The 19,929-nt window shown below is 63.2% G+C and carries 18 protein-coding genes and 1 pseudogene; 8 read left to right on the top strand and 11 right to left on the bottom strand.

What is annotated here, in order from left to right:
* Positions 1 to 27: 27 nt before the first annotated feature.
* The 4 genes from AC6CIG_RS17155 to ugpB all read right to left on the bottom strand — a co-directional run bounded on the left by AC6CIG_RS17155 (position 28) and on the right by ugpB (position 4,225).
* Positions 28 to 1,077, bottom strand: a complete 1,050-nt coding sequence (locus AC6CIG_RS17155; protein ID WP_437408161.1) for a sn-glycerol-3-phosphate import ATP-binding protein UgpC — start codon at positions 1,075 to 1,077, stop codon at positions 28 to 30.
* Positions 1,077 to 1,925, bottom strand: coding sequence for a sn-glycerol-3-phosphate ABC transporter permease UgpE (gene ugpE, locus AC6CIG_RS17160; protein WP_018098462.1), 849 nt, complete (start codon positions 1,923 to 1,925; stop codon positions 1,077 to 1,079). The genes AC6CIG_RS17155 and ugpE overlap by 1 nt, the downstream gene beginning before the upstream one ends.
* Before the next feature lie 8 nt (positions 1,926 to 1,933).
* A complete protein-coding gene (gene ugpA / locus AC6CIG_RS17165) occupies positions 1,934 to 2,815 on the bottom strand; it encodes a sn-glycerol-3-phosphate ABC transporter permease UgpA (RefSeq protein WP_018098461.1) in 882 nt (293 codons plus the stop codon).
* 117 nt (positions 2,816 to 2,932) lie between these two features.
* Positions 2,933 to 4,225 (bottom strand): sn-glycerol-3-phosphate ABC transporter substrate-binding protein UgpB, encoded by a 1,293-nt coding sequence (gene ugpB, locus AC6CIG_RS17170; protein WP_437408162.1) that lies wholly within the window; start codon positions 4,223 to 4,225, stop codon positions 2,933 to 2,935.
* 367 nt (positions 4,226 to 4,592) lie between these two features.
* Between ugpB and AC6CIG_RS17175 the strand changes: the two genes are divergently transcribed.
* Positions 4,593 to 5,882, top strand: a complete 1,290-nt coding sequence (locus AC6CIG_RS17175) for an SDR family oxidoreductase (protein WP_437408163.1) — start codon at positions 4,593 to 4,595, stop codon at positions 5,880 to 5,882.
* Positions 5,882 to 6,355 (top strand): DUF2269 family protein, encoded by a 474-nt coding sequence (locus AC6CIG_RS17180; RefSeq protein ID WP_437408164.1) that lies wholly within the window; start codon positions 5,882 to 5,884, stop codon positions 6,353 to 6,355. The genes AC6CIG_RS17175 and AC6CIG_RS17180 overlap by 1 nt, the downstream gene beginning before the upstream one ends.
* A 140-nt stretch (positions 6,356 to 6,495) precedes the next feature.
* Here AC6CIG_RS17180 and AC6CIG_RS17185 read toward each other — a convergent pair whose 3' ends face one another.
* From AC6CIG_RS17185 to AC6CIG_RS17195, 3 genes and pseudogenes are all read right to left on the bottom strand, one after another.
* Entirely contained in the window at positions 6,496 to 8,736 is a 2,241-nt protein-coding gene (locus AC6CIG_RS17185; RefSeq protein ID WP_437408165.1) for a xanthine dehydrogenase family protein molybdopterin-binding subunit, read from the bottom strand.
* The gene (locus tag AC6CIG_RS17190; RefSeq protein WP_437408166.1) at positions 8,736 to 9,233 is read right to left on the bottom strand and encodes a (2Fe-2S)-binding protein; all 498 of its coding nucleotides are present in this window, start codon (positions 9,231 to 9,233) and stop codon (positions 8,736 to 8,738) included. The genes AC6CIG_RS17185 and AC6CIG_RS17190 overlap by 1 nt, the downstream gene beginning before the upstream one ends.
* Positions 9,234 to 9,235: 2 nt before the next feature.
* Positions 9,236 to 10,623, bottom strand: a pseudogene (locus AC6CIG_RS17195) (c-type cytochrome).
* Positions 10,624 to 10,764: 141 nt separating this feature from the next.
* On the opposite strand from AC6CIG_RS17195, the gene AC6CIG_RS17200 reads away from it, so the two are divergent.
* The gene (locus AC6CIG_RS17200) at positions 10,765 to 10,938 is read left to right on the top strand and encodes a hypothetical protein (protein ID WP_100672369.1); all 174 of its coding nucleotides are present in this window, start codon (positions 10,765 to 10,767) and stop codon (positions 10,936 to 10,938) included.
* A 25-nt stretch (positions 10,939 to 10,963) separates the two neighbouring features.
* Positions 10,964 to 11,227 (top strand): hypothetical protein, encoded by a 264-nt coding sequence (locus AC6CIG_RS17205; protein WP_102762793.1) that lies wholly within the window; start codon positions 10,964 to 10,966, stop codon positions 11,225 to 11,227.
* An 11-nt stretch (positions 11,228 to 11,238) separates the two neighbouring features.
* On the opposite strand, the gene AC6CIG_RS17210 is transcribed toward AC6CIG_RS17205, so the two are convergent.
* On the bottom strand, positions 11,239 to 11,829 hold the full coding sequence (locus AC6CIG_RS17210) for an alpha-ketoglutarate-dependent dioxygenase AlkB (RefSeq protein ID WP_437408168.1): 591 nt from the start codon (positions 11,827 to 11,829) through the stop codon (positions 11,239 to 11,241).
* A gap of 82 nt (positions 11,830 to 11,911) precedes the next feature.
* The gene (locus AC6CIG_RS17215; RefSeq protein WP_437408169.1) at positions 11,912 to 12,451 is read right to left on the bottom strand and encodes a metallophosphoesterase family protein; all 540 of its coding nucleotides are present in this window, start codon (positions 12,449 to 12,451) and stop codon (positions 11,912 to 11,914) included.
* A gap of 126 nt (positions 12,452 to 12,577) precedes the next feature.
* Here AC6CIG_RS17215 and AC6CIG_RS17220 point away from each other — a divergent pair, with 126 nt between their 5' ends.
* The 3 genes from AC6CIG_RS17220 to AC6CIG_RS17230 are packed head-to-tail and all read left to right on the top strand — an operon-like array spanning position 12,578 to position 16,417.
* Complete coding sequence (locus AC6CIG_RS17220; RefSeq protein ID WP_498323131.1) at positions 12,578 to 13,144, top strand: (2Fe-2S)-binding protein; 567 nt, start codon at positions 12,578 to 12,580, stop codon at positions 13,142 to 13,144.
* Positions 13,141 to 14,124 carry an FAD binding domain-containing protein gene (locus tag AC6CIG_RS17225; protein ID WP_440853561.1) on the top strand — a complete coding sequence of 328 codons (984 nt, stop codon included), beginning with the start codon at positions 13,141 to 13,143 and terminating at the stop codon, positions 14,122 to 14,124. Before AC6CIG_RS17220 ends, AC6CIG_RS17225 begins: the two co-directional genes overlap by 4 nt.
* A 1-nt stretch (position 14,125) precedes the next feature.
* Positions 14,126 to 16,417: a xanthine dehydrogenase family protein molybdopterin-binding subunit gene (locus AC6CIG_RS17230; protein WP_437408171.1), complete on the top strand. Its 2,292-nt coding sequence runs from the start codon at positions 14,126 to 14,128 to the stop codon at positions 16,415 to 16,417.
* 38 nt (positions 16,418 to 16,455) lie between these two features.
* Here AC6CIG_RS17230 and AC6CIG_RS17235 read toward each other — a convergent pair whose 3' ends face one another.
* Both AC6CIG_RS17235 and oiaX read right to left on the bottom strand, forming a co-directional pair.
* Positions 16,456 to 17,784 (bottom strand): four-carbon acid sugar kinase family protein, encoded by a 1,329-nt coding sequence (locus AC6CIG_RS17235; protein WP_437408172.1) that lies wholly within the window; start codon positions 17,782 to 17,784, stop codon positions 16,456 to 16,458.
* Positions 17,785 to 17,807: 23 nt separating this feature from the next.
* Positions 17,808 to 19,064 (bottom strand): 3-oxo-isoapionate-4-phosphate decarboxylase OiaX, encoded by a 1,257-nt coding sequence (gene oiaX, locus AC6CIG_RS17240; RefSeq protein WP_437408173.1) that lies wholly within the window; start codon positions 19,062 to 19,064, stop codon positions 17,808 to 17,810.
* A gap of 137 nt (positions 19,065 to 19,201) precedes the next feature.
* On the opposite strand from oiaX, the gene AC6CIG_RS17245 reads away from it, so the two are divergent.
* The gene (locus AC6CIG_RS17245; RefSeq protein ID WP_437408174.1) at positions 19,202 to 19,915 is read left to right on the top strand and encodes a transcriptional regulator NanR; all 714 of its coding nucleotides are present in this window, start codon (positions 19,202 to 19,204) and stop codon (positions 19,913 to 19,915) included.
* The last annotated feature ends 14 nt before the right edge of the window (positions 19,916 to 19,929 follow it).

Consider the following 19,929-nt stretch of genomic DNA (forward strand, 5'->3'; position numbering starts at 1 on the left):
AGCGGGGGTGCCCCTACCCCTTTCGCGCTATGAACGCCGCCCGGCGGCGTCGAACCAATGCAGGCTTTCCGGCGCCGCGGCGACTTCGACCTCCTCGTCAATGGCTATGCGGGAACGGCCGGCAACCCTGAAGACGAGCGGCTCGCCGTTCGCCAGGGTGCCGTGCACGTAGCTTTCGGCGCCGACGAGTTCCACGGCGCCGACACGCACGCGGGCTCTGAAGCGGTCGCCGCCGTCCGTGGCACCGGCCAGGGTAATGTCCTCAGGTCGGATTCCAATCGTCGCAAGCCCCGGCTTCCCGACGAGCGCCGCCGGAGCGGACCAGGCAGCATTGCCGGTATCGACATCGAGAAGGTTCATCGACGGCGAGCCGATGAAAGTTGCGACGAATGCCGTCGCGGGCTTCTCGTACAGCTCGATCGGCGTACCGACCTGCTCGATCCTGCCCCCGTTCAAGACCACCAGGCGGTCGGCGAGCGTCATCGCTTCAAGCTGATCGTGGGTGACGTAGACGCTGGTCGTGCCTAGCGCCCGTTGAAGGCGCTTGATTTCGACACGCATCTGGACCCTGAGCTTGGCGTCGAGGTTCGAGAGAGGCTCGTCGAACAGGAAGGCCGCAGGCTCCCGGACGATGGCGCGCCCCATGGCCACGCGCTGGCGCTGCCCGCCTGAAAGCTGACGGGGCTTTCGATCCAGGAAGGGCTCTATCTCCAGGGACTTCGCCGCCTTGGCTATCCGGCGTTCGATTTCTTCCTTCGGCGTGTTGCGGTTCTTCAGGCCATAGCTGAGATTCTGACGCACCGTCATATGCGGATAGAGCGCATAGTTCTGAAAGACCATCGCAATGTCGCGCTCGGAAGGCTCCAGCCCGTTGACGACGCGTTCGCCGATGGAGATCTCGCCTGACGTGATGCTCTCGAGCCCCGCGATCATCCTCAGCAGCGTCGATTTTCCGCAGCCGGAAGGGCCGACGAGCACGATGAACTCGCCGTCGGCAATCGCAAGCGAAACGCCGCGGATCGCGGCGATGTCGCCGTGATAGGTCTTGTGGACATCCTTGAGAGTGATCGTTGCCATTACTTCTCCGTTTCGACGAGGCCCTTAACGAACCAGCGCTGCATCAGGACGACCACAGCGACAGGCGGGATGATCGCGAGGATGGCGGTCACCATGACGTAGTTCCACGGGGTCGACGCATCCGTGAAATCGACCATCTTTCTCAGGGCGATGATGATCGTGTTCATCCGGCTGTCATTCGTGACCAGCAGCGGCCAGAGATATTGCGTCCAGCCGTAGATGAAGAGGATCACGAAAAGTGCCGCGATATTCGTCTTTGAAAGCGGCAGCAGAATATCCCGCATGAATCGGAACGGCCCGGCATTGTCGATGCGGGCCGCTTCAACGAGCTCGCCCGGTATGGTGAGAAAGAACTGCCGGAAAAGGAAGGTGGCCGTCGCCGAGGCCATCAGGGGAAGCGTCAGCCCCGCATAGGTGTCGATCAGTCCGAGATCGACGATCACCTTGTAGGTCGGCAGGATGCGCACCTCCACCGGCAGCATCAGCGTGATGAAAATCATCCAGAAGAAGGCCATGCGCAGCGGGAACCGGAAGAATACGATGGCGAAGGCCGAAAGGAAGGAAATGACGATCTTGCCGACGGCGATCGCGATCGCCACCACGAATGTGTTGAACAGCAAGCGTTCCAGGCTGACGCCGACCACGCGCTCGACGCCACCGGAAAGCGCTTCGCCATAGTTCTCGGCAAGCCGCGTGCCGGGAACGAGCGGCATCGGCGGGCGGATGATCTCGACCGAGCTCATGCTCGAGGCGACGAAGGTGTAATAGATCGGGAAGACCACGATGATGATGCCGATGATCAGCATCAGGTGCCCGATGAGGTTGGATATGGGGCGCTTTTCAATCATTGGCGACTTCAACCATAGTGGACACGCCTTTCGACGAACCGGAACTGAAAGGCGGTAAGGCCTATGACGATCGCCATGAGGATCACGGACTGGGCCGCGGACGAGCCGAGGTTCAGATTGACGAAGCCGTCGTTATAGACCTTGTAGACCAGGGTTTCCGTCGCCCTCGCCGGCCCGCCGCCCGTCACCGAGTGGATGATGCCGAACGTATCGAAGAAGGCATAGACGGTGTTGACCACCAGCAGGAAAAAGGTCGTCGGCGCCAGCAGCGGGAAGATGATCGTCCAGAAACGCCGGGTGCCGCGCGCTCCGTCGATCGCCGCCGCTTCGATGAGCGACTTGGGTATGGCCTGGAGCCCGGCGACGAAGAAGAGAAAATTGTAGCTGATCTGTTTCCAGGCCGCGGCAACGACGATCAGGATCATGGCGTGATTGCCGTTCAGCAACGGATCCCAATGAATGCCGTTGCGCCTCAGCATGTAGGCGAAGGTGCCCATCGCCGGATTGAACATGAAGAGCCACAGCATGCCCGCGACGGCCGGTGCCACGGCATAGGGCCAGATCAGCAGGGTGCGATAGAAGGTCTTGCCGCGCACGACACGGTCGGCGGCCGTGGCGAGAAGCAGGGCGACGCCCATCGCCAGCAGCGCGGTGAGAATGCTGAAGATCACCGTGACCTTCAGCGAGTTGAGATAATTCGCCTCCGAAAGCACGGCGCTGAAGTTTGCAAATCCGACGAAGCCGCTTTTGAGGCCGAACGGGTCTTCACGGATCACCGATTGGTAGAGCGCCTGGCTTGCCGGCCAGAAGAAGAAGACGATCGTCAACACGATCTGCGGAGCGACGAGCAGGTAAGGGAGGATTTTGTTCGGAAAGACGACACGCTGCACGAGCAATCTCCTGGATCACGATGATCTTGGGCCGGATCGGCCCGAGATCACGTCAGGGTGGCATGACCGCAGAAAGCACGACGCCGTCGAACGACGGCGCCGGGCAACCTGCTTCGATCAATTGCTGATTGCTGCTGCGATTGCGGCGTCGCCGCGTTCGACCGCCTTGTCGAGGGCCGTCTTGGCATCCTGTTGCCCGGACAGCATCGCTTCGAACTCCTCGTTGAGGATGTCCCGAACCTGGGGCAGGTTGACCAGCCGGACGCCCTTCGAGTTTTCGGTCGGCGCCTTGCCCATCATCTGCAGAAGCGGCGTTTCGCGCCCGGGGTTCTTCTCGTAGAAGCCCGACTTCTTCGTTTCCTCGTAGGCGGCCATCGTGACCGGCATATAGCCCGAGACCTGGTGCAGCTTGGCCTGAATCTCGGTCTGAGAAAGGAAGTTGAAGAACTCCGCTACGCCCTTGTATTCCTCGTCGGACTTGCCGGCGAATACCCAGAGGCTCGCTCCGCCAGGGATCGTGTTCTGCGGACCGTGACCCTCGTAATAGGGGAGTTGACCGATACCGTAGTTCACGCCGCTCTTGGCGATGTCGCCGAGACCGCCCGAAGACTCGGTCAGGATGGCACATTCACCTGAGGTGAAGAGTTGCTTTGCCTCCGAGGTGCGCCCGCCATAGCGGAAGGCGCCCTCCTTGGCGAGATCCGCAATGGCATGGAAATGCTCCACGTAAAGCGGCGCATTGATCTGCAGCTTCACGTCGGTGCCGCCGAGGCCGTTTTCATTGGTTCCGTAGGGCACGTTGTTCCAGGCCGCGAAGTTCTCCGTCTGGATCCACGTCAACCAGGTCGACGTCATTCCGCAAGGCGCCGCACCGCTCGTCTTGATCTTCTTCGCCGCTTCGAAGACTTCCGGCCAGGTCTTTGGCGGGTTGTCGACGTTCAGGCCCGCCTTCTGAAAAGCGTCCTTGTTGTAATAAAGGATTGGCGAGGAGGAGTTGTACGGAAAGGACAGCATGGTTCCGTCCGGCTTCGAATAATAGGCGACGATCCCGGGCAGATATTGCGACTTGTCGAAGGTGAAGCCGCCCTTCTGGAGGATCTCCGCTGCCGGCACGATCGCACCCTCGGCGGCCATCATCGTGCCGCTGCCGGCATCGAACACCTGAATGATCGCCGGCGGCTGCTTCGACCGGAAAGCCGCGATCCCGGCATTCAGCGTCTCGGGATAGGTGCCCTTGAACACAGGCACCACCTTGTAGGTGCTCTGGCTCTCGTTGAACTCCTTGGTGAGTTCCTCGATCATTTCGTTGTTGGCACCCGTCATTGCGTGCCACCACTGCAGTTCCGTGGCGGCCTGCGCCTGAAAAGCGAAGCCGAATGCAATCGTCGTGGAAATGGAAATCAACCGCATAATATTCTCCTCCCTTGTACTCAACCACACCCGAGACGCTCGCAGACACTCCCGATGTCAAGCGAACCACTCGTCTTCCTCTCCACTGCGTCTTCCCTTGAATCCTGGTGATTGCAAGACAAAAACATGCAGTAAATCAAAGTGCTAGAGCCACCTTTTCGCATCCAGCACCGCCTCGAAACAAATAGAGTAGAGCTGGCCATTGTCGAGAGCCCTCGCGGAGAGGGTCTTAAGACTCCTCCACCGGGAGAGTGCCGCATAAAAAGCGCAGGTCAAGTCAAAAGGAACATCTTCCTTGCCGCAATTGTTTGGCGTCGGACGTAGGCGAGTGCGAATAGCGGCTCGCCCGGGAAGATTGTGAGGACGAATGACGAGAGTGCTTGTGGTCGGCGCGTCCGGCCTGATCGGCTCCGCCGTGTGCGCGGGGCTCCATGGCCGCGGAAGCGAGATCGTCCGCGTGGTCCGGCCCGGCTCGGCACCAAGCCCCCGCACGGCCGGCAGGGCCCTTGAACTCGACCTTCGGTCCGTCGGCCCTGAGGACTGGCTGCCGCATCTCTCAGGTATCGACGCCGTGGTAAACTGCGCGGGAACGCTCCAGGACGGTCCGGGGGACGATACGACGGCAGTCCATGCCCGCGGTCCCGCCTCCCTCTTCAAAGCCTGCGAGCAGGCGGGGGTGCGCCGCGTCATCCACTTTTCGGCAATGGGGGTCGACAGGGCCCAGCCGTCGCCCTTTTCGCGCACCAAGCTTCAGGGCGACGAAGCGCTGATGGCATGCGATCTCGACTGGATCATCCTGCGCCCCTCCGTCGTGCTCGGCCCTGGAGCCTACGGCGCCAGCGCTCTTTTCAGGGGCCTCGCCGCTCTGCCCTGGCTGCCGGTCATGCCGAATACCGGCTTGCTTCAGGTCGTGCGCCTCGAAGACGTAGTGCGCACGGTCGAGATATTCGTCGACCGGAATGCTCCTTCGCGGCTTATCCTCGAGGTTGCGGGACCCGAGGCCCTGTCGTTCAAAGACGTGGTAGGCGCCTACAGGCGCTGGTTCGGATGGCCCGCGGCTCGCGTCGTGAACATGCCAACGCCGCTCGCGAACCTCACCTACAAGCTCAGCGATATCGCCGGGGCACTGGGCTGGCGACCGCCGACCCGCAGCACCGCGCAGAAAGAGATCGTGCGCGGCGCCGTCGGCGACGTCCGGGCGTGGGTCGAGGAGACCGGAATAGAACCGGTAGCGCTCGCAGACGCGCTGGCGAGAACGCCGGTCTCCGTCCAGGAGCGCTGGTTCGCCAAGCTCTATCTGCTCAAGCCCGTCATCTTCGTCGTCCTCTCGCTCTTCTGGATCACGACGGGCGTCATCTCGCTCACATCGGGGTATGAGATCGGCGTCGATCTGATGGAACGGGGAGGCGCCGGCGTTCTTGCCGGGCCGAGCGTCATCGCCGGAGCCCTCGCCGATATCCTGATCGGCATGGCAATTGCGTTTCGCCGCACCAGCCGCATCGGCCTTTATGGCGCGGTCGGCCTCTCGCTATTCTATGCCATCGCCGGAACGGTCCTGCTCCCGGAATTGTGGAACGAGCCGCTCGGACCGCTTCTGAAGATCTGGCCCATCCTGGTACTGCATCTCGCTGCCCTTGCGATCCTGGAGGAGCGTTGATGCTGTACTTCGTTCTCAAGTTCCTGCATATCATCGGCGCCTCCGTCCTCCTCGGCACAGGCGCCGGGATCGCGTTCTTCATGCTTCTGGCGCATCGGACCGGCCGCACGGAAACGGTCGCGGCCGTGGCCCGCATGGTCGTCGTCGCCGATTTTCTTTTCACCGCCACCGCCGTGGTGTTGCAGCCCGTCACGGGGATCGCCCTTGCCTGGAACGTCGGCTATTCGCTCATGGAAGGATGGATCCTGCTTTCGCTTCTCCTCTACGTGATCACAGGTGCATTCTGGCTGCCGGTGGTGTGGATGCAGATGGAAATGCGCCGGCTCGCCGAAACGGCACGCAAGTCCGGCGAGCCGCTGCCGAAGCGCTATCATCAACTTTTCCGCCTATGGTTTGCCTTCGGCTTCCCGGCCTTCGGCGCCGTCGTCGCAATCTTCTGGCTCATGATCACGCGGCCGATACTCGACTGGTAAAGTCGGACGCGGGTACCGGCAAAGTGATTGGGTCGATGACTGCGTCATCCATCTATGAAAAGCTCGACATCACGACGGAGCGCGAACTCTTCCTGCAGGTCTTCCAGCAATACCGGCTGTCGTGAGGACCTGCCGTTAGATCACGCGCGCCCGACGGCGCTTCGAATTCGATCCCTGGTAAAAGGCAGATCGTAAAGGCGCTTGCCGGTCGCATCCCTGATCGCGTTGGCGACGGCTGCGGCCGCCGGGCCCTGGGCCGCCTCCCCGGTGCCGAGGAAAGGCTCCCCGGGACGCTCGACGATGTGGACCTCCACGCTTTCCGGTACACTGGCGAAACGCAGGATCGGATAGCTGGACCAATCGGTGCTGGTGATCCTGGTCCGGTCGAAGGCGACGGCCTCATAGAGCGTCCAGCTGATCGCCTGCAAAATTCCGCCTTCGGTCTGATTGCGGATGCCGTCCGGGTTGACGATCTCGCCGCTGTCGATGGCTGAAACGGCGCGGACCACGTGAACACGGCCCGTTTCGGGTTCGACATCCACCTCCATCGCCACCGCCAGATAGGCGGCAAGGTTCTTGTAGCGGGCGAAGCCGAAGCCGCGTCCGCGGTTACGGGGCATTTGCGCCTTGTCCCAGCCGAAGCGCTGCGCGGCCAGCTCGATCACGGCACGGGCTCGCGGGTCCTCCATGTGGCGTAGCCGGAATTGGACCGGATCCGCTTCGGCGATCAGCGCCAGCTCATCGATCGCGCTTTCGATCGCGAAGACGTTGGCATAGGCCCCAAGCGCGCGAAGCGCCGATACGCGGAGCGGCATTTCGGCCAGGAAATGCCAGAGCACGCGCTTGTTCGGGATCACATAGAGCGGATTGGCATTTCGGTCGCCGTTGCCCGACGGGCTGATATTGAGCTTGGCGGGCTTCGGCTGGAAGGCTTCGGCCTTGTGGCGCGCCGCCAGGAGCGCACCGGCTCCGCCCGGACGGGTGGAGTGGGTATTGCTCCAAAGGTCATAGGCCCAGCTTGCGATCCTGCCCTGGTCGTCCAGTGCTGCACTGATCTTCATGAGCATTGCAGGACCATAGGGCTCCCAGCTGTGCTCCTGCTCCCGCATCCACTGGACCCGGATCGGCTTGCCCGGCAGTTTGCTGGCGATGAGGGCCGCATCCGCAGCCGCGTCATCGGCGCCATTGTGGCCGTAACAGCCCGATCCTTCCATATGGATGACGTGGACCTTGTCTTCCGGCATGGCCAGCATCTCGGCGATCGCCGCCCGATCGGGAAAGACACCCTGCGTGTGGGACCAGACCTCTAACGCCCCGTCCGCGTTCATCCGCGCGACGGCGCAGGACGGGCCGATCGAGCCGTGGATCTGATAGGGCCGGCTAAACGTCGCCTCGAAGACCTTGCCATCGGACGAAAGCATGCCGGCCTCGGCGACCGTCCCCACCTCGCTCTCGAGTCTTTGCAATTCCGCCGGCAGATCGGTCTGGTCGGGGAGCGTCTCGCTTTCCTGCCACCGCGCGGCCGCCGCCAGCGCCCGCATGGCGCTCACCGCCTGGAACTCTTTCGAGGCCACCACCGCCAGGAAATCGCCGTCGCGCACGACCGAGACGACGCCCGGCAGCGCCTCGGCGGCGCTCGCATCCACCTCCGAAAGTCTGGCAGCGGGGCTCGGCGGGCGCACGACGCGCGCATGCAGCATGCCCTCCAGGCGAAGATCATGAACATAGGCCGCCTCGCCCGTCACCTTGCCCGGGATGTCGACGCGCGGCAGTGTTTTGCCGATCACGCGGAAAGTACCAGGCGGCTTCAATGCCGATTGCGGCTGGGCTTCCACGTGCAGCATCTGTCCGGAAACGAGCTCGCCGTAGGTCGCCCGCCGTCCGTCTTTTGTCAGCACCGCCTTGTTTTCCGCCCTGAGTTCCGTCGCCGCCATGCCGAAGCGCCTGGCAGCTTCGGCCAGAAGCAGGGCCCGCACCTGCGCTGCAGCGTTCCTGATGGCGGTACCGCTGTTTTGCATCGACTGGCTGCCGGCCGTGAACCCTTCATTCGGGGTTCGGCCGGTGTCGGCCGTTATCAGCCGGATCTCAGCGGGGTCGACTTCGAGCTCCTCGGCGGCAACCTGCAACAGGGCCGTTCGAATGCCCTGCCCGAGTTCCGCCTTGCCGGTGAAGACCGTGACCGAATTGTCGGGATCGATGCGTATCCATGAATCGAGGAAACGCTCGTCGTCAAGGCTGCCCGGCAGGGACACCGGCGCAGCCGGCGGCATTGCCGGCGGAAGCTCCTGGGCAAATGCACGGCCGAGCGAGAAACCGACGACAAGCCCGCCGGCGCCTGCGATGACGCTGCGGCGGGTGATTTCTTCCTGAAGCAGGCCCATCAGCCGGTCCTCCCCTGATCAGTGGCAGGCAGCGAGGCGGCCTGCATCAGTTCGCCGGCGCGCCGGATCGCCGCGAGAATCCGCATATGGGTGCCGCAACGACAAAGATTGGTCGCAAGCGCCTCGCGGATGTCTTCTTCGCTCGGCTGCGCGTTACGGCGCAAAAGCGCATGCGCGCTCATCATCATGCCCGGAATGCAATAGCCGCATTGCGCCGCCTGCAGCTCGATGAACGCCTCCTGCAGCGGCCCCGGCGCGTCGATCGTTCCCAAGCCCTCGATGGTGGTGATCTCCCGCCCTTCCAGCAGCATGATAGGCACCATGCAGGAAAGCACCGCCTCGCCATCGACGACCACGGTGCAGGAGCCGCACTGCCCAAGTCCGCAGCCGTATTTGGCCCCGTTGAGCGCCAGTTCGTCGCGCAGCACGTAAAGGAGCGGCGTCGCCGGATCTGCCTCGATCTGATGCGGGCTGCCGTTGACTGTCAGCGATACCATCTTCAATCCTCCTCGGCGCCGACATGGTGCGGCGCCCTTTCGATGCCGTCAGAGGGCCGGATTGCCACCTTGTAGGTCCCGGAACGGGTTCTGGCTGTCTGCTCGACGAGCCCGGCCCAGGGTGGCTCCTCCGAGAACCGTTCGCGCATGTAGGCAAGGAGATCGGCCACCTGCTGATCGCTGAGCAGATGGCCAAAAGCCGGCATCACCGCGCTCGCTTCGCCATCGGCCGGCGGTAGGCCGACAGCACCACGTTGACGATGTTTTGCGGGTTCGGCGCATTGACAGCGGTGCTGAGTTGGAAATTCAGCCCCCCGAAGGGCTGACGCCGCTCGCTCTCGTGACAGCTTGCACAGGCGGCAAGATAAATTGCTTCGCCGGGCTGGCCGCCTGCCCCACTGGCCAGTGAACGCTGGCTGTCCGCCGCCTGCTCCGGGCGCTGCCCTCCAAAAGCCTCGCGCAACTGTGCCGCCCTTTGCTCGCGTTCCGGCGTTGGGGCGCCCATGATCGACATTACATAGGTGGCGATCGCCGCGATATCGCTGTCCGGCAGGAAAGCGAGATTGCCCGTCACCTCGGCCATGGGCCCGCGCGAAACGCCATGGAATTCGTGCCAGCCGTTGCGAAGATAGAAGGCGAGGCTTTGCTCGTCCCAGGGGATCGGCGCCTTCGACTCCGTGTTGATCGCATAGGCCTGCCAGCCTTCCGCTTCGCCGCCGCCGAAATGCCGGTCGCGGTCTTCGGCGCCAAATGGGTTGCGCGGCGTATGGCAGGCCCCACAGTGGCCGAGGCCTTCGACAAGATAGCGCCCGCGGTTCCAGGCCTCGCTCTGGCCGGGGTCCGGCTCTCGCTCGCCGCCGTCGAGGAAAAGCAGCTTCCAGCCGGCAAGCAGAGGCCGGAACTGAAGGGGAAGCGGAAGGTCGTTTTCCGGCGCCTCGGCTTTCACCGCGACACGCGTCATGAGGAAAGCGTAGAGGGCACGATTGTCGTCTGCCGAAACACGCGTGAAGTGCTCATAGGGAAACGCCGGGTAGAGGTGACTTCCCTCCCGGTCGACACCTTCCCTCATGGCGCGCTCGAAGGCCGCCTCGCTCCAACCGCCGATACCCGTTTCGCGGTCAGGGGTGATGTTGGTGGAGTAGATCGTGCCGAAGGGGGTGGGCAATGCAAGGCCGCCGGCAAATGCCGGTCTCCCAGGCACGGTGTGGCAGGCGATGCAATTGCCTAGCGCCGCCAGTTGCGCGCCCTTGGCGACTAGCTCCGGAGCGAAGCGCGCCTCCGCCGCCGCGGTGTCTTCGGGTAACTCCGAACGCCACGCAAATAAAAGGAAACCAGCGGCAGCCACAAAGATGACCGCCGCGATGCCGATCGCCACCCTCAAAGCTCGCATCCGGAATCTCCGCCGATTGGGGGAAACGCCGCAATTGCCGATGGGTTCCAAGCGGCTTTGACGTTTGCCCGACGTAAACGCTGCCCCGGAACAGAAGCGCTCGCCTGTGGTTACACAGCAGCAATCAGAGGAGTTCCCAAGATGAGCAAGACCAATGTCGAGCAAGCCCAGAAGGACGCACGAAAACAGGCCGAGAAGACGAGCGCCGGGGGCCATTTGGGTGGCACCTATTACGGACAGGAGCCGGATGCCAAGACAGCGACGACGGTGAAGAAGAAGGGCGACAAGGCAAGGCCGAACGATGGCCGGAATTAGCTTTGCCGCGACCGAGGAGGTCTCGATGTCCGTCTATCAGCGGCTTCCGGAAGGACCCGTGCCGGGCGCCATGGTCGTGAAACTCTACCACTCCGGCAACGCCGTGCGGGGATATGTGCGAAAGGTCACCGATCCCTCCGAGGATGACGTCATCTTTCCCGGAGAAGAAATGGAGGCCGAGTCGGCCTTCAGGTTGGCGGCAAGCCACAGCGAAGCGTCGGCCCCGATCTATGTCGAGCTCGTGGAGGACGTCGAATGGGACCCGTCCTGGGGCACGTTGATCGGCTGATATCGACAGAGTCACGCACGGCCGCCGGCGGTAATCCCTGAGCGCAGCTCCCGGAAGGTGATCGAATAGCGCAGGCGCTCTACCGGCGGGATGGAATGCTCCCATTCGGATCTCGCACTGCCGGAGAGGAGATATGCCGAGCCCGGCTCGAGAATGACGGAAGCCCGCTCCCATTTGCCGGTCCGCTTTCGGCGCAACCTGAATGTGCAGGAAGCCAGCAGCGATATCCCGACGACATCGCCGAACACCGCCTTGTCCCTGTGCCAGCCGATCGGGGCCCCGACATCATATTCGGTGACCAGTGCCTGCTGGAGTCCCTCCGCCGGCAGTCCGGAAAAGTCGGCCGCCAGCTGCCTGAGCGGCAGAAGCAGCGGGGGAATGGCATCGATCTTCCGGACCGCCTCGGTGTCGAAGTCGTACTTCCAGCCGAATGAAACCACACGCCTCCTGCCCTCGTAGCCGTGAAAGTCGAAAGGCTTGAAGGGAAGCCCCGGCAGCGCCTCCAGAAGTACCTTCTGGAGCTTCTGCGGAACGATACCCGCCTGGTAGCGGAAGCCCTCAGGCAGATTGCCGGGCGGGTTTCCGAATAGGTCTCCTTGCATTGAAGCACCTCGCATTCGGGACGCAAGCCTGCCTTGTAGAACATTCGAGAAGCTCGCACGTTCCCGAGCGCCAAGCGGGAGTTTACCGCCCGGCTTGAGGGAGAATATCAACCAGCCGGACCGGACGCAGGCCTCTGGCATCCACGCCCACATCGAACTGCCGCGGGATCGGTTTCAATCTGCCATGGGAGTGCCCGTGCAGATTGATCGACTTCTTTCCCATCTGGTTCCATGTCCGGAACGGATAATGGCAAAGGACGAGCAGCCGTCCATCGACCATCAGCTCCGCGTAATGCTGCACGCTGTGCCAGCCGCTCGCCCCGGTCGTGTCGATCGGGTCGTTGTTGCCTACGATCAGGTGCTTGCGGCCGTTCAGACGGGATAGCAGATCTTGGGCAAGCCCGGTTCTCTTTGCCGAAAAGTCGCCAAGGTGCCAGACGTCGTCCTGCGGCGAGACGGTTTCGTTCCAATTGGCGATCAGGGCGGCATCATGTTCGGCCATATTGGAAAACGGCCGGCGGTCGATGTGAAGCACACGCGGATCGCCGTAATGCGTGTCGCCCGTGAAATAGATCATCTCGCCAATCGCTGTCCCTGCCCGGCCGCCGCGGTCGTGCCGCATGCGAACAATCTTCGGAACATTCATCCGATTGCCGGGTTCTGGCAACCCCTGCCGCCTCGCGCGACTGACCTGCCCCGCTCCGCGGCGAAAGATGCCGCGGCTGATGCAAATCGAGAGGGTGTGCTCATGCCATCTCCCCACCCAACGCCTAAGGCGGCACCCATCCCGCCTGCCGGCGCGGCGCTGATCCTGCTGAAGATCAACGGCGTCGATCATTCCCTGTCGATCGACCCGCGCACCTCTCTGCTGGACGTTCTGCGCGAGCATTTGAGCCTTACCGGGCCCAAGAAGGGATGCAACCAGGGCGCCTGCGGGGCCTGCACGGTTTTGGTGGACGGTCAGCGCGTCCTGTCCTGCCTGTCGCTGGCGCTTCAGCTTGAAGGACGGGAGATCACCACGATTGAAGGCATTGCCAACGGCGAGCTTCACCCGCTTCAGACCGCATTTATCGAGCATGACGGTTTCCAATGCGGTTATTGCACCCCCGGGCAGATCTGTTCGGCGATCGGAATGTTCCGAGAATTTCAAAGCGGCTTGCCGAGCGCCGTGACCGGGGACATGGCCGCGGCTGCGATCGAATTCTCGGACGCCGAGATCAAGGAACGCATGAGCGGAAACCTCTGCCGTTGCGGGGCTTATGTCGGCATCTGCGAGGCGATCCACAGCGCATTTGACCGCGAGGTGGCGAAATGAAGAGCTTCGCCTATGCGAGAGCGACTGATCTGGAAACCGCCGTGCAGCTCCTCTCCAAGACGCCGAATGCGAAGTTGCTCGGCGGCGGCACCAACCTTGTGGACCTGATGCGCGAGAACATCGAACAGCCGGACGCGCTGGTGGATGTGACCGGGCTGCCTCTGGACCGGATCGAGGAGCGGCCGGATGGCGGCCTTGCTATCGGTGCGACGGTGCGGAACACGGCGGTCGCCGGTCACCCGGTCGTGCGGGACCGTTATCCGCTTCTGGCCCAGGCGATCGTGTTCGGAGCATCGGGCCAGATCCGCAACATGGCGACCGTTGCGGGCAACCTCATGCAGCGAACGCGTTGCCTCTATTTCTACGACCACGCGGCGCGCTGCAACAAGCGTGCACCGGGAGCGGGATGCGATGCGATCGGGGGCTTCAATCGGATGCACGCGATCCTCGGAGCCTCGGACAGCTGCATCGCCACGCATCCGTCCGATATGTGCGTCGCCCTGGCGGCTCTCGATGCGAAGGTGAACGTCGTCGGGCCCAGCGGCGCGCGCACGATTGCCTTCGAGGACTTCCACCGTTTGCCGGAGCATACCCCCCATATCGAGACCGATCTGCAGCCCGGCGAACTTATCACCGGCATCGAGATCCCGCCGCTCGGCTTCGCCAGGCGCTCGCTCTATCGGAAGGTCCGGGACCGCGCGAGCTATGCTTTTGCCCTGGTCAGCGTGGCCGCCGCTCTGGAGATCGACAGCGGCAAGGTCAGGAACGTCCGCCTGGCGCTCGGGGGCGTGGCGCACAAGCCGTGGCGGGCTACCGAAGCCGAGCGCGTCCTGGCGGGAGCGAACGCTGGTGCCGAGAGCTTCAGACAGGCGGCGGAAGCCGAACTCGCGCCGGCGAGAGGCCTCGCCCATAACGCCTTCAAGGTCGAGTTGGCGAAGCGCACGATCGTCGGCGTGTTGGGCGAATTGGCCGGAGGGTAAGATGAGCGTCCTGCAGAAGCTTATGGAAACCGTCGTCCAGTTCATGCCCGACAAGGCGCCGGACCCGCTCATCCACAAACACGGTTACCTCGGCACGCCCGTCAGCCGCGTTGACGGGCAACGGAAGGTGAAGGGTGAAGCGCGCTTCGCCGCGGAATTCGAGATCGAAAATCTGGCCTATGCCGTTCCGGTCTGCAGCACGATCGCCAAGGGGCGAATTGTCGGAATCGACGCCTCCGATGCCGAGAGGAGTCCAGGCGTCATAACGATCGTCACTGCCGAAAACGCCCCGAAGATGAAACGGCCGCCACTCATGGACGTAAGGCACATGGACAAGGGGTTCGCGGCCAGTGATCTCGCTGTTCTGCAGGACGACGAGATCAGTTGGAATGGGCAGCCCGTCGCGGTTGCCGTTGCCGAAACGCTCGAACAGGCGGAGCATGCGGCTTCGCTCGTGCGCGTCGACTATGATGAGAAAGCAGCGCGGGTTTCGTTCGAGGACCTCAAGGCGGAAGCGACCGTGCCGTCCGCCGTCATGGGCGAAGATCCGGAACTCGAGATCGGCAACCCGGAGAAGGCTTTCGCGGCGGCGGCAGTCAAGGTCGACCATCTCTACCGGACACCGCACTACAACCACAACGCCATAGAGCCGCATGCGACGATCGCCGCCTGGGACGAAGACGGCAGGCTGACGGTTTTCGACTCGACCCAATTCGTAAACGGCTGCAAGCACGCACTCGCCGGCATGTTTGGCCTCAAGGGGGACGACGTGCGCGTCATCGCGCCATTCGTCGGCGGGGGCTTCGGCGGCAAGGCCGCCTTGTGGAATCACACCGCGCTCTGTGCGGCGGCGGCCAAAGTCGCCAATCGCCCCGTCAAAATGGCGCTCGCTCGCGAAGACGTTTTCCGCCTCATCGGCGGCCGCACGCCTTCGGAACAGCGCGTCGCGCTCGGCGCCGATGAGGATGGAAAATTCGCGGCGATCATTCACACCGGGGTGACGGCGACGACGACCCACGCCAAGTTTCCCGAACAATTTTCATTGACTCCGCGGCATCTCTACGCCTCGCGGACAATGTCCGTCGGTCAGAAGGTCGTCGATCTCGATACCGTCGCCAACACATGGATGCGCGCGCCGGGGGAATCGATCGGCACTTTCGCTCTGGAATCGGCCATAGACGAACTCGCCTACGCGATGAAGATCGATCCGGTCGAACTTCGCCGCTTGAACGAGCCCGAAAAGGATCCCACGAAAGGCACCGAATTTTCGAGCCGTCATCTCGTCGAGGCCTACCGGCGCGGCGCGGAAAAGTTCGGCTGGAGCCGGCGGCCGGCCGAACCGTGTTCGCAGCGCGATGGAAAATGGCTGATCGGACAAGGTGTCGCGACGGCCTATTACCCGGTCTTCCGCTTTCCCGCCGCAGTTCGCCTTCGCATTTCCGCCGACGGCAGTGCACTCGTGCAAGCGGCGGCGAACGAAATGGGCATGGGAACCGCGACGGTGCAGATTCAGCACGCAGCAGACCGTCTCGGCCTGCCGCTGGAGATGGTTTCATTCCGCTATGGCGACTCCGCCCTGCCGGACTCGCCGATCATCGCCGGCGGCTCGAGCCAGACCGGCAGCATCGCCGCGGCGGTGCAGGTGGCCGTCGAAAAGATCCATCGCGAACTCATCAAGCTCGCCGGTAACGGCTCGCCGTTGGCAGGTGCAAACGTAGAGATCGAGGCACGCGACGGCGGGCTTTTCCTGTCCGGCGAGGGAAGCAAGGGCGAGACCTATGCCTCGATCCTGAAGCGCGCCGGCCGTGATTTCATTGAAGTGGAAGAGACTTCGGGAATGCCGTTCGAGGTAATGAAGTACTCCATGGCCTCCTACGGCGCGCAATTCTGCGAAGCTCGCGTCAACCGGGAATCAGGCGAAGTGCGGATCTCGCGCTGGCTCGGCTCCTTCGATTGCGGCCGGATCCTCAATCCGAAAACGGCCGTCAGCCAGCTTCGCGGCGGGATCGTCATGGGGATCGGCATGGCTCTCGCGGAGGAAACCCTGCTCGACACGCGCCGCGGGCGGATCATGAATCCGTCACTCGCCGAATATCATGTCCCGGTGCATCTCGACGTGCCGCATATCGAGGTCATCTACAACGACATTCCCGACGAACATGCGCCGCTTGGCGCACACGGGGTCGGCGAAATCGGCATAACGGGCGCGGCGGCGGCAATTGCGAATGCCATCTTTCACGCGACGGGAAAACGCATTCGCGAGCTGCCGATAACGCTCGACAAGCTGCTATGAGAGCGCTTCGGAACGACGCACTTTTCCTCGGAAGCGCCTTAGCCCCGTCCATCCCGGATCATCGAAAAATAGTCGTCGAGCCCGACCTGGCCGCCCTTCAGAGCGACCTCCATGCCGTCCACCCTCGGATCGGCGCTATGCGCGGTGCAGAGAGGCGATCCCGGCGACTGCGGAAGCGGCAGCCGCAATGTAAGTGCGTCGACAGAAAGCTGGCCGAGGGCGTGGCTCGACGTATCGCCCCCGGCGATCACAGCGCGGCGGAGCCCGGCCCGCGTCACCAGTTCTCTCAGCAGCGATCCGAGCCGTTCGCCGATCCGGTGACGCGAGCCATCCTCCAGAGGAATGGCTTCGCCCCGATCGGCAGAGGGGCCGAGTGCGGTATAGAGAATGATGCTCCGGCCCTTCTTCAGACAGGCAAGCCCCCGCGCAACGGCATCCTCGAATGCCGAGCCGGCATCCGTCGCCGCGAGTGCGACTGCATCGAGCCCTATCCCCTCGAAACCGTTCTCCATCGCATGACGGATTTGCCGCTCCGTGGTCGGAGAGACGCTGCCCGAAACCACCGCGATCCGGTCGACCGGTCCGGGCGGCGCGAATGCCGGCGCTTCGCCGAGCAGGCCAAGGCGACGCCATTCGCGAACGAGTGCATATTCGATGCCGGACGAGCCGCAGACGAATTGCCCTTCCGTTGTTCGCGTCCGCCAGAGCTGGCGCCCGACGACGGCCTGGCTCCCCTCATCCGCGACATCGAGAAGGACGATTTGGTGATCCGCGAAAGCCCTGTCGGCGAACGCGTCCACGTCCGGCGATGCGAGTTGCACGAGGTCTACCAGAGCCGCGCTGAGCGATGTCTGACGCGAAAGGTGAAGGCGGATATCCGCCTCGTTCATCGGGGTTACCGGATGCCTGCTCATCACCGGATGGCGGTCTATGCGGTAGGTTTCGCCGCGAAAGGCGGCGAACAGATTGCCGAAGGCGGTGTAACGGCGGATCTGCGGTGCGCCGATGACGAGCGGTACCGGTGCGGCGCCGAAGACATCCCGCCCGATCTCGATCGCCTTGCCTATGTTGCCGACACCGGGGCTCGAATCAAAGGTCGAGCAAACCTTATAGTGGGCGATCTCCGCCTTCAGCGCCTTCAGCCACAGAAAGGCCGGAGGAAGGTATTCCGCCATCCAGCCCGGCGTCTGGCTGCGGCTGGTGCCCGCGAGCCCAAAGGCCCGGCAATGGCCGAAGCGCTCGAAGAGCGAAGGCTCAGGCACCTTGAGAAACAGCGCGGTTTCGACCCCGTGGGAGGAGAGTGCCTCCATCACGTCGGTCGAGCCGGTCAGATCGTCGCCGTAGTAGCTGAGCAAGGGAATGTGCATTGGGGTCTCCGGTCGCGCGGAAGTCAGGCGCCCTTGCCGTCGGCGAATTTTTCGAGCGATTGCGCCAGTTCGGGGTGATCCCTGGCATAATCGGCCAACGGGATCCCGGCGACTGCCGCCTCCCAGGCCTGGCATACGGCCCTGACGCCGGCGCCGGGTCCGCCCGGATGGCTGACGATGCCGCCGCCGCAGAGATAGAGCAGATCGGTCGTACGCCCGGTCCGTGCATAGGTCTCAGGCGCCTGTCCGCCCCATTGACCCGACGCCACGACCGGCAGCGGACAATCTTCCTTGGAAAAGAGCGGCGTGCTCACGGCCTCGAAGGACTTCACGAAGCTCTCGTCAGGTTCCCAGTATTTGACGCGGATGCCGTTGATCTGGAACTGGTCGACCCCGAGGAGGCGCCAGAATTGCTGCCAGACCGAAAACTCCATGCCCAAGCCGCCATGACGCGTGAGAATGTCCCAGCCGTTGCGATGGGCGTGGAGAACGAGGCCGGAGCGCTTGCGCAGGAAAGCGACGCCGCCCATTCCGACGGAATTGATGTTGACGACCGCCGCATTGCCGCCCGCCGCGACCACCAGATCGTGGTTTCGCATCATCTCGTCCGGATCGGTATGGGATATGCCGAAGGCATACATCACCTTCTTGCCGGTCTTCTGCTCGTGGTCGAGGATTCTCGGCATGATGGCTGCAATCCGCGCGCTCAGCGGCGAATAGGCCGGGCTCATCAGCTTCTCGTCGTCCTTGATGAAATCCACCCCGGAGGAAAGCAGGTCGCCGACGAGCATCGCCGTTTCCTCGGGCCGCAAACCCAGCGCCGGCTTGACGATCGTCCCGATGATCGGACGGCCTTCGACACCGGTCAGGCGCCGGCTGCCGGCAACACCGAACTGCGGGCCCGGATGGGCCGCCGCGAACTCCGGCGGCAGCTTCATATCCACGATGCGGATGCCGGTCATTCCCTTGATGGAATAGACGCCGCCGATCGCAATGGTCATCAAGGCGGAAAGATCCGTTCCCACCGCATCGAGCGGGAAGGCAATCTCCGCATCGGCCCGGTTGAAGCGCGTGGCACCTCCCGCCTCGTCCGGCCATGAGGCTCGATCGGCGGGTTCGAGGTGGCGGATAGCCATTACGCGCGCGGCCGCCCGCGCCTTCAGCTCTTCGCTTTCGCCCGGCACCGGCACGAACGTTCCGGTCGACTGGTCGCTTGCGATCTTTCTCGCCAGGACTTCGACATCGCCCGAGGTCTCGATGCGGTAGGTGATGCGTATCACGGCAGCGCTCTTTGCATTGGATTCAGTAGCGTCTCTCGCGCAACTGGTATAATGAGTATCTGAGTTAGGCAAGAGAAATCTCGCCTGCCGGAAGAAACCTGCCTATAGAGAATGATCCGCAAGCTGCTGGAGTTCACATGGTCATGCAATCCGAGCCCATCATCCGCAGGAAACTTTCCGACGAGGTGTTTGCCCGGCTGAAGGCGTTGATCGAAACCGGCGAGCTGCAACCGGGAGACGAAATGCCCTCCGAGCGGATGCTGATGGAGCGCTTCCAGGTGGGACGCCCGGCCATTCGCGAGGCGATGCAGGCGCTTGCCAATATGGGGCTGATCGAGATTTCGCATGGCGAACGGGCCAAGGTGCTGCAGCCGACGGCGCGGTCGCTGCTTCGGCAGGTGGATGCCGCGGCCAAGATCATGCTTGCGGCCTCCTCGGATTCGCTCGAACACCTGAAGAGCGCACGCATCTTCTTCGAACGCGGCATGGCGCGGGAGGCGGCAGGCAGGGCCGAGGCCGGCGATATCGCGGCGCTGGAGGAAACCTTGAAGCGGCAGCAGGCGGCACTCGAGGATCCCGATGCCTTCATCGCCGCGGACATGGCGTTCCACACCCGCATTGCCCAGATTTCCGGCAATCCGATATATACCGCCGTCAGCGAGGCGATGCTCGGCTGGCTCAAAGAGTATCATACGGAAATGCTGATCTGGACCGGCCGGGAGAACGTGACCCTCACGGAACACGAGGAAATAATCGATTGTATCCGCCGCGGCAATCCGGACGAAGCCGAGCAGGCGATGATCAGACACCTCGAGCGCTCCCGCACGCTCTATGCCCCGAAGGGCAGGTAGACCGGAGGCATCCC

This window comes from Sinorhizobium sp. GQ132 (assembly GCF_059758575.1).

Coding starts and splice junctions, on each gene's coding strand:
- AC6CIG_RS17185 (WP_437408165.1), bottom strand. CDS start 8,736: ATGGGCCTGCTTCAGGAAGAAATCACCCGCCGCAGCGTCATCGCAGGC.
- ugpB (WP_437408162.1), bottom strand. CDS start 4,225: ATGCGGTTGATTTCCATTTCCACGACGATTGCATTCGGCTTCGCTTTT.
- ugpE (WP_018098462.1), bottom strand. CDS start 1,925: ATGATTGAAAAGCGCCCCATATCCAACCTCATCGGGCACCTGATGCTG.
- AC6CIG_RS17155 (WP_437408161.1), bottom strand. CDS start 1,077: ATGGCAACGATCACTCTCAAGGATGTCCACAAGACCTATCACGGCGAC.
- AC6CIG_RS17175 (WP_437408163.1), top strand. CDS start 4,593: ATGACGAGAGTGCTTGTGGTCGGCGCGTCCGGCCTGATCGGCTCCGCC.
- AC6CIG_RS17245 (WP_437408174.1), top strand. CDS start 19,202: ATGGTCATGCAATCCGAGCCCATCATCCGCAGGAAACTTTCCGACGAG.
- AC6CIG_RS17200 (WP_100672369.1), top strand. CDS start 10,765: ATGAGCAAGACCAATGTCGAGCAAGCCCAGAAGGACGCACGAAAACAG.
- AC6CIG_RS17220 (WP_498323131.1), top strand. CDS start 12,578: ATGCCATCTCCCCACCCAACGCCTAAGGCGGCACCCATCCCGCCTGCC.
- AC6CIG_RS17235 (WP_437408172.1), bottom strand. CDS start 17,784: ATGCACATTCCCTTGCTCAGCTACTACGGCGACGATCTGACCGGCTCG.
- AC6CIG_RS17190 (WP_437408166.1), bottom strand. CDS start 9,233: ATGGTATCGCTGACAGTCAACGGCAGCCCGCATCAGATCGAGGCAGAT.
- AC6CIG_RS17230 (WP_437408171.1), top strand. CDS start 14,126: ATGAGCGTCCTGCAGAAGCTTATGGAAACCGTCGTCCAGTTCATGCCC.
- AC6CIG_RS17205 (WP_102762793.1), top strand. CDS start 10,964: ATGTCCGTCTATCAGCGGCTTCCGGAAGGACCCGTGCCGGGCGCCATG.
- AC6CIG_RS17225 (WP_440853561.1), top strand. CDS start 13,141: ATGAAGAGCTTCGCCTATGCGAGAGCGACTGATCTGGAAACCGCCGTG.
- AC6CIG_RS17210 (WP_437408168.1), bottom strand. CDS start 11,829: ATGCAAGGAGACCTATTCGGAAACCCGCCCGGCAATCTGCCTGAGGGC.
- AC6CIG_RS17180 (WP_437408164.1), top strand. CDS start 5,882: ATGCTGTACTTCGTTCTCAAGTTCCTGCATATCATCGGCGCCTCCGTC.
- AC6CIG_RS17215 (WP_437408169.1), bottom strand. CDS start 12,451: ATGCGGCACGACCGCGGCGGCCGGGCAGGGACAGCGATTGGCGAGATG.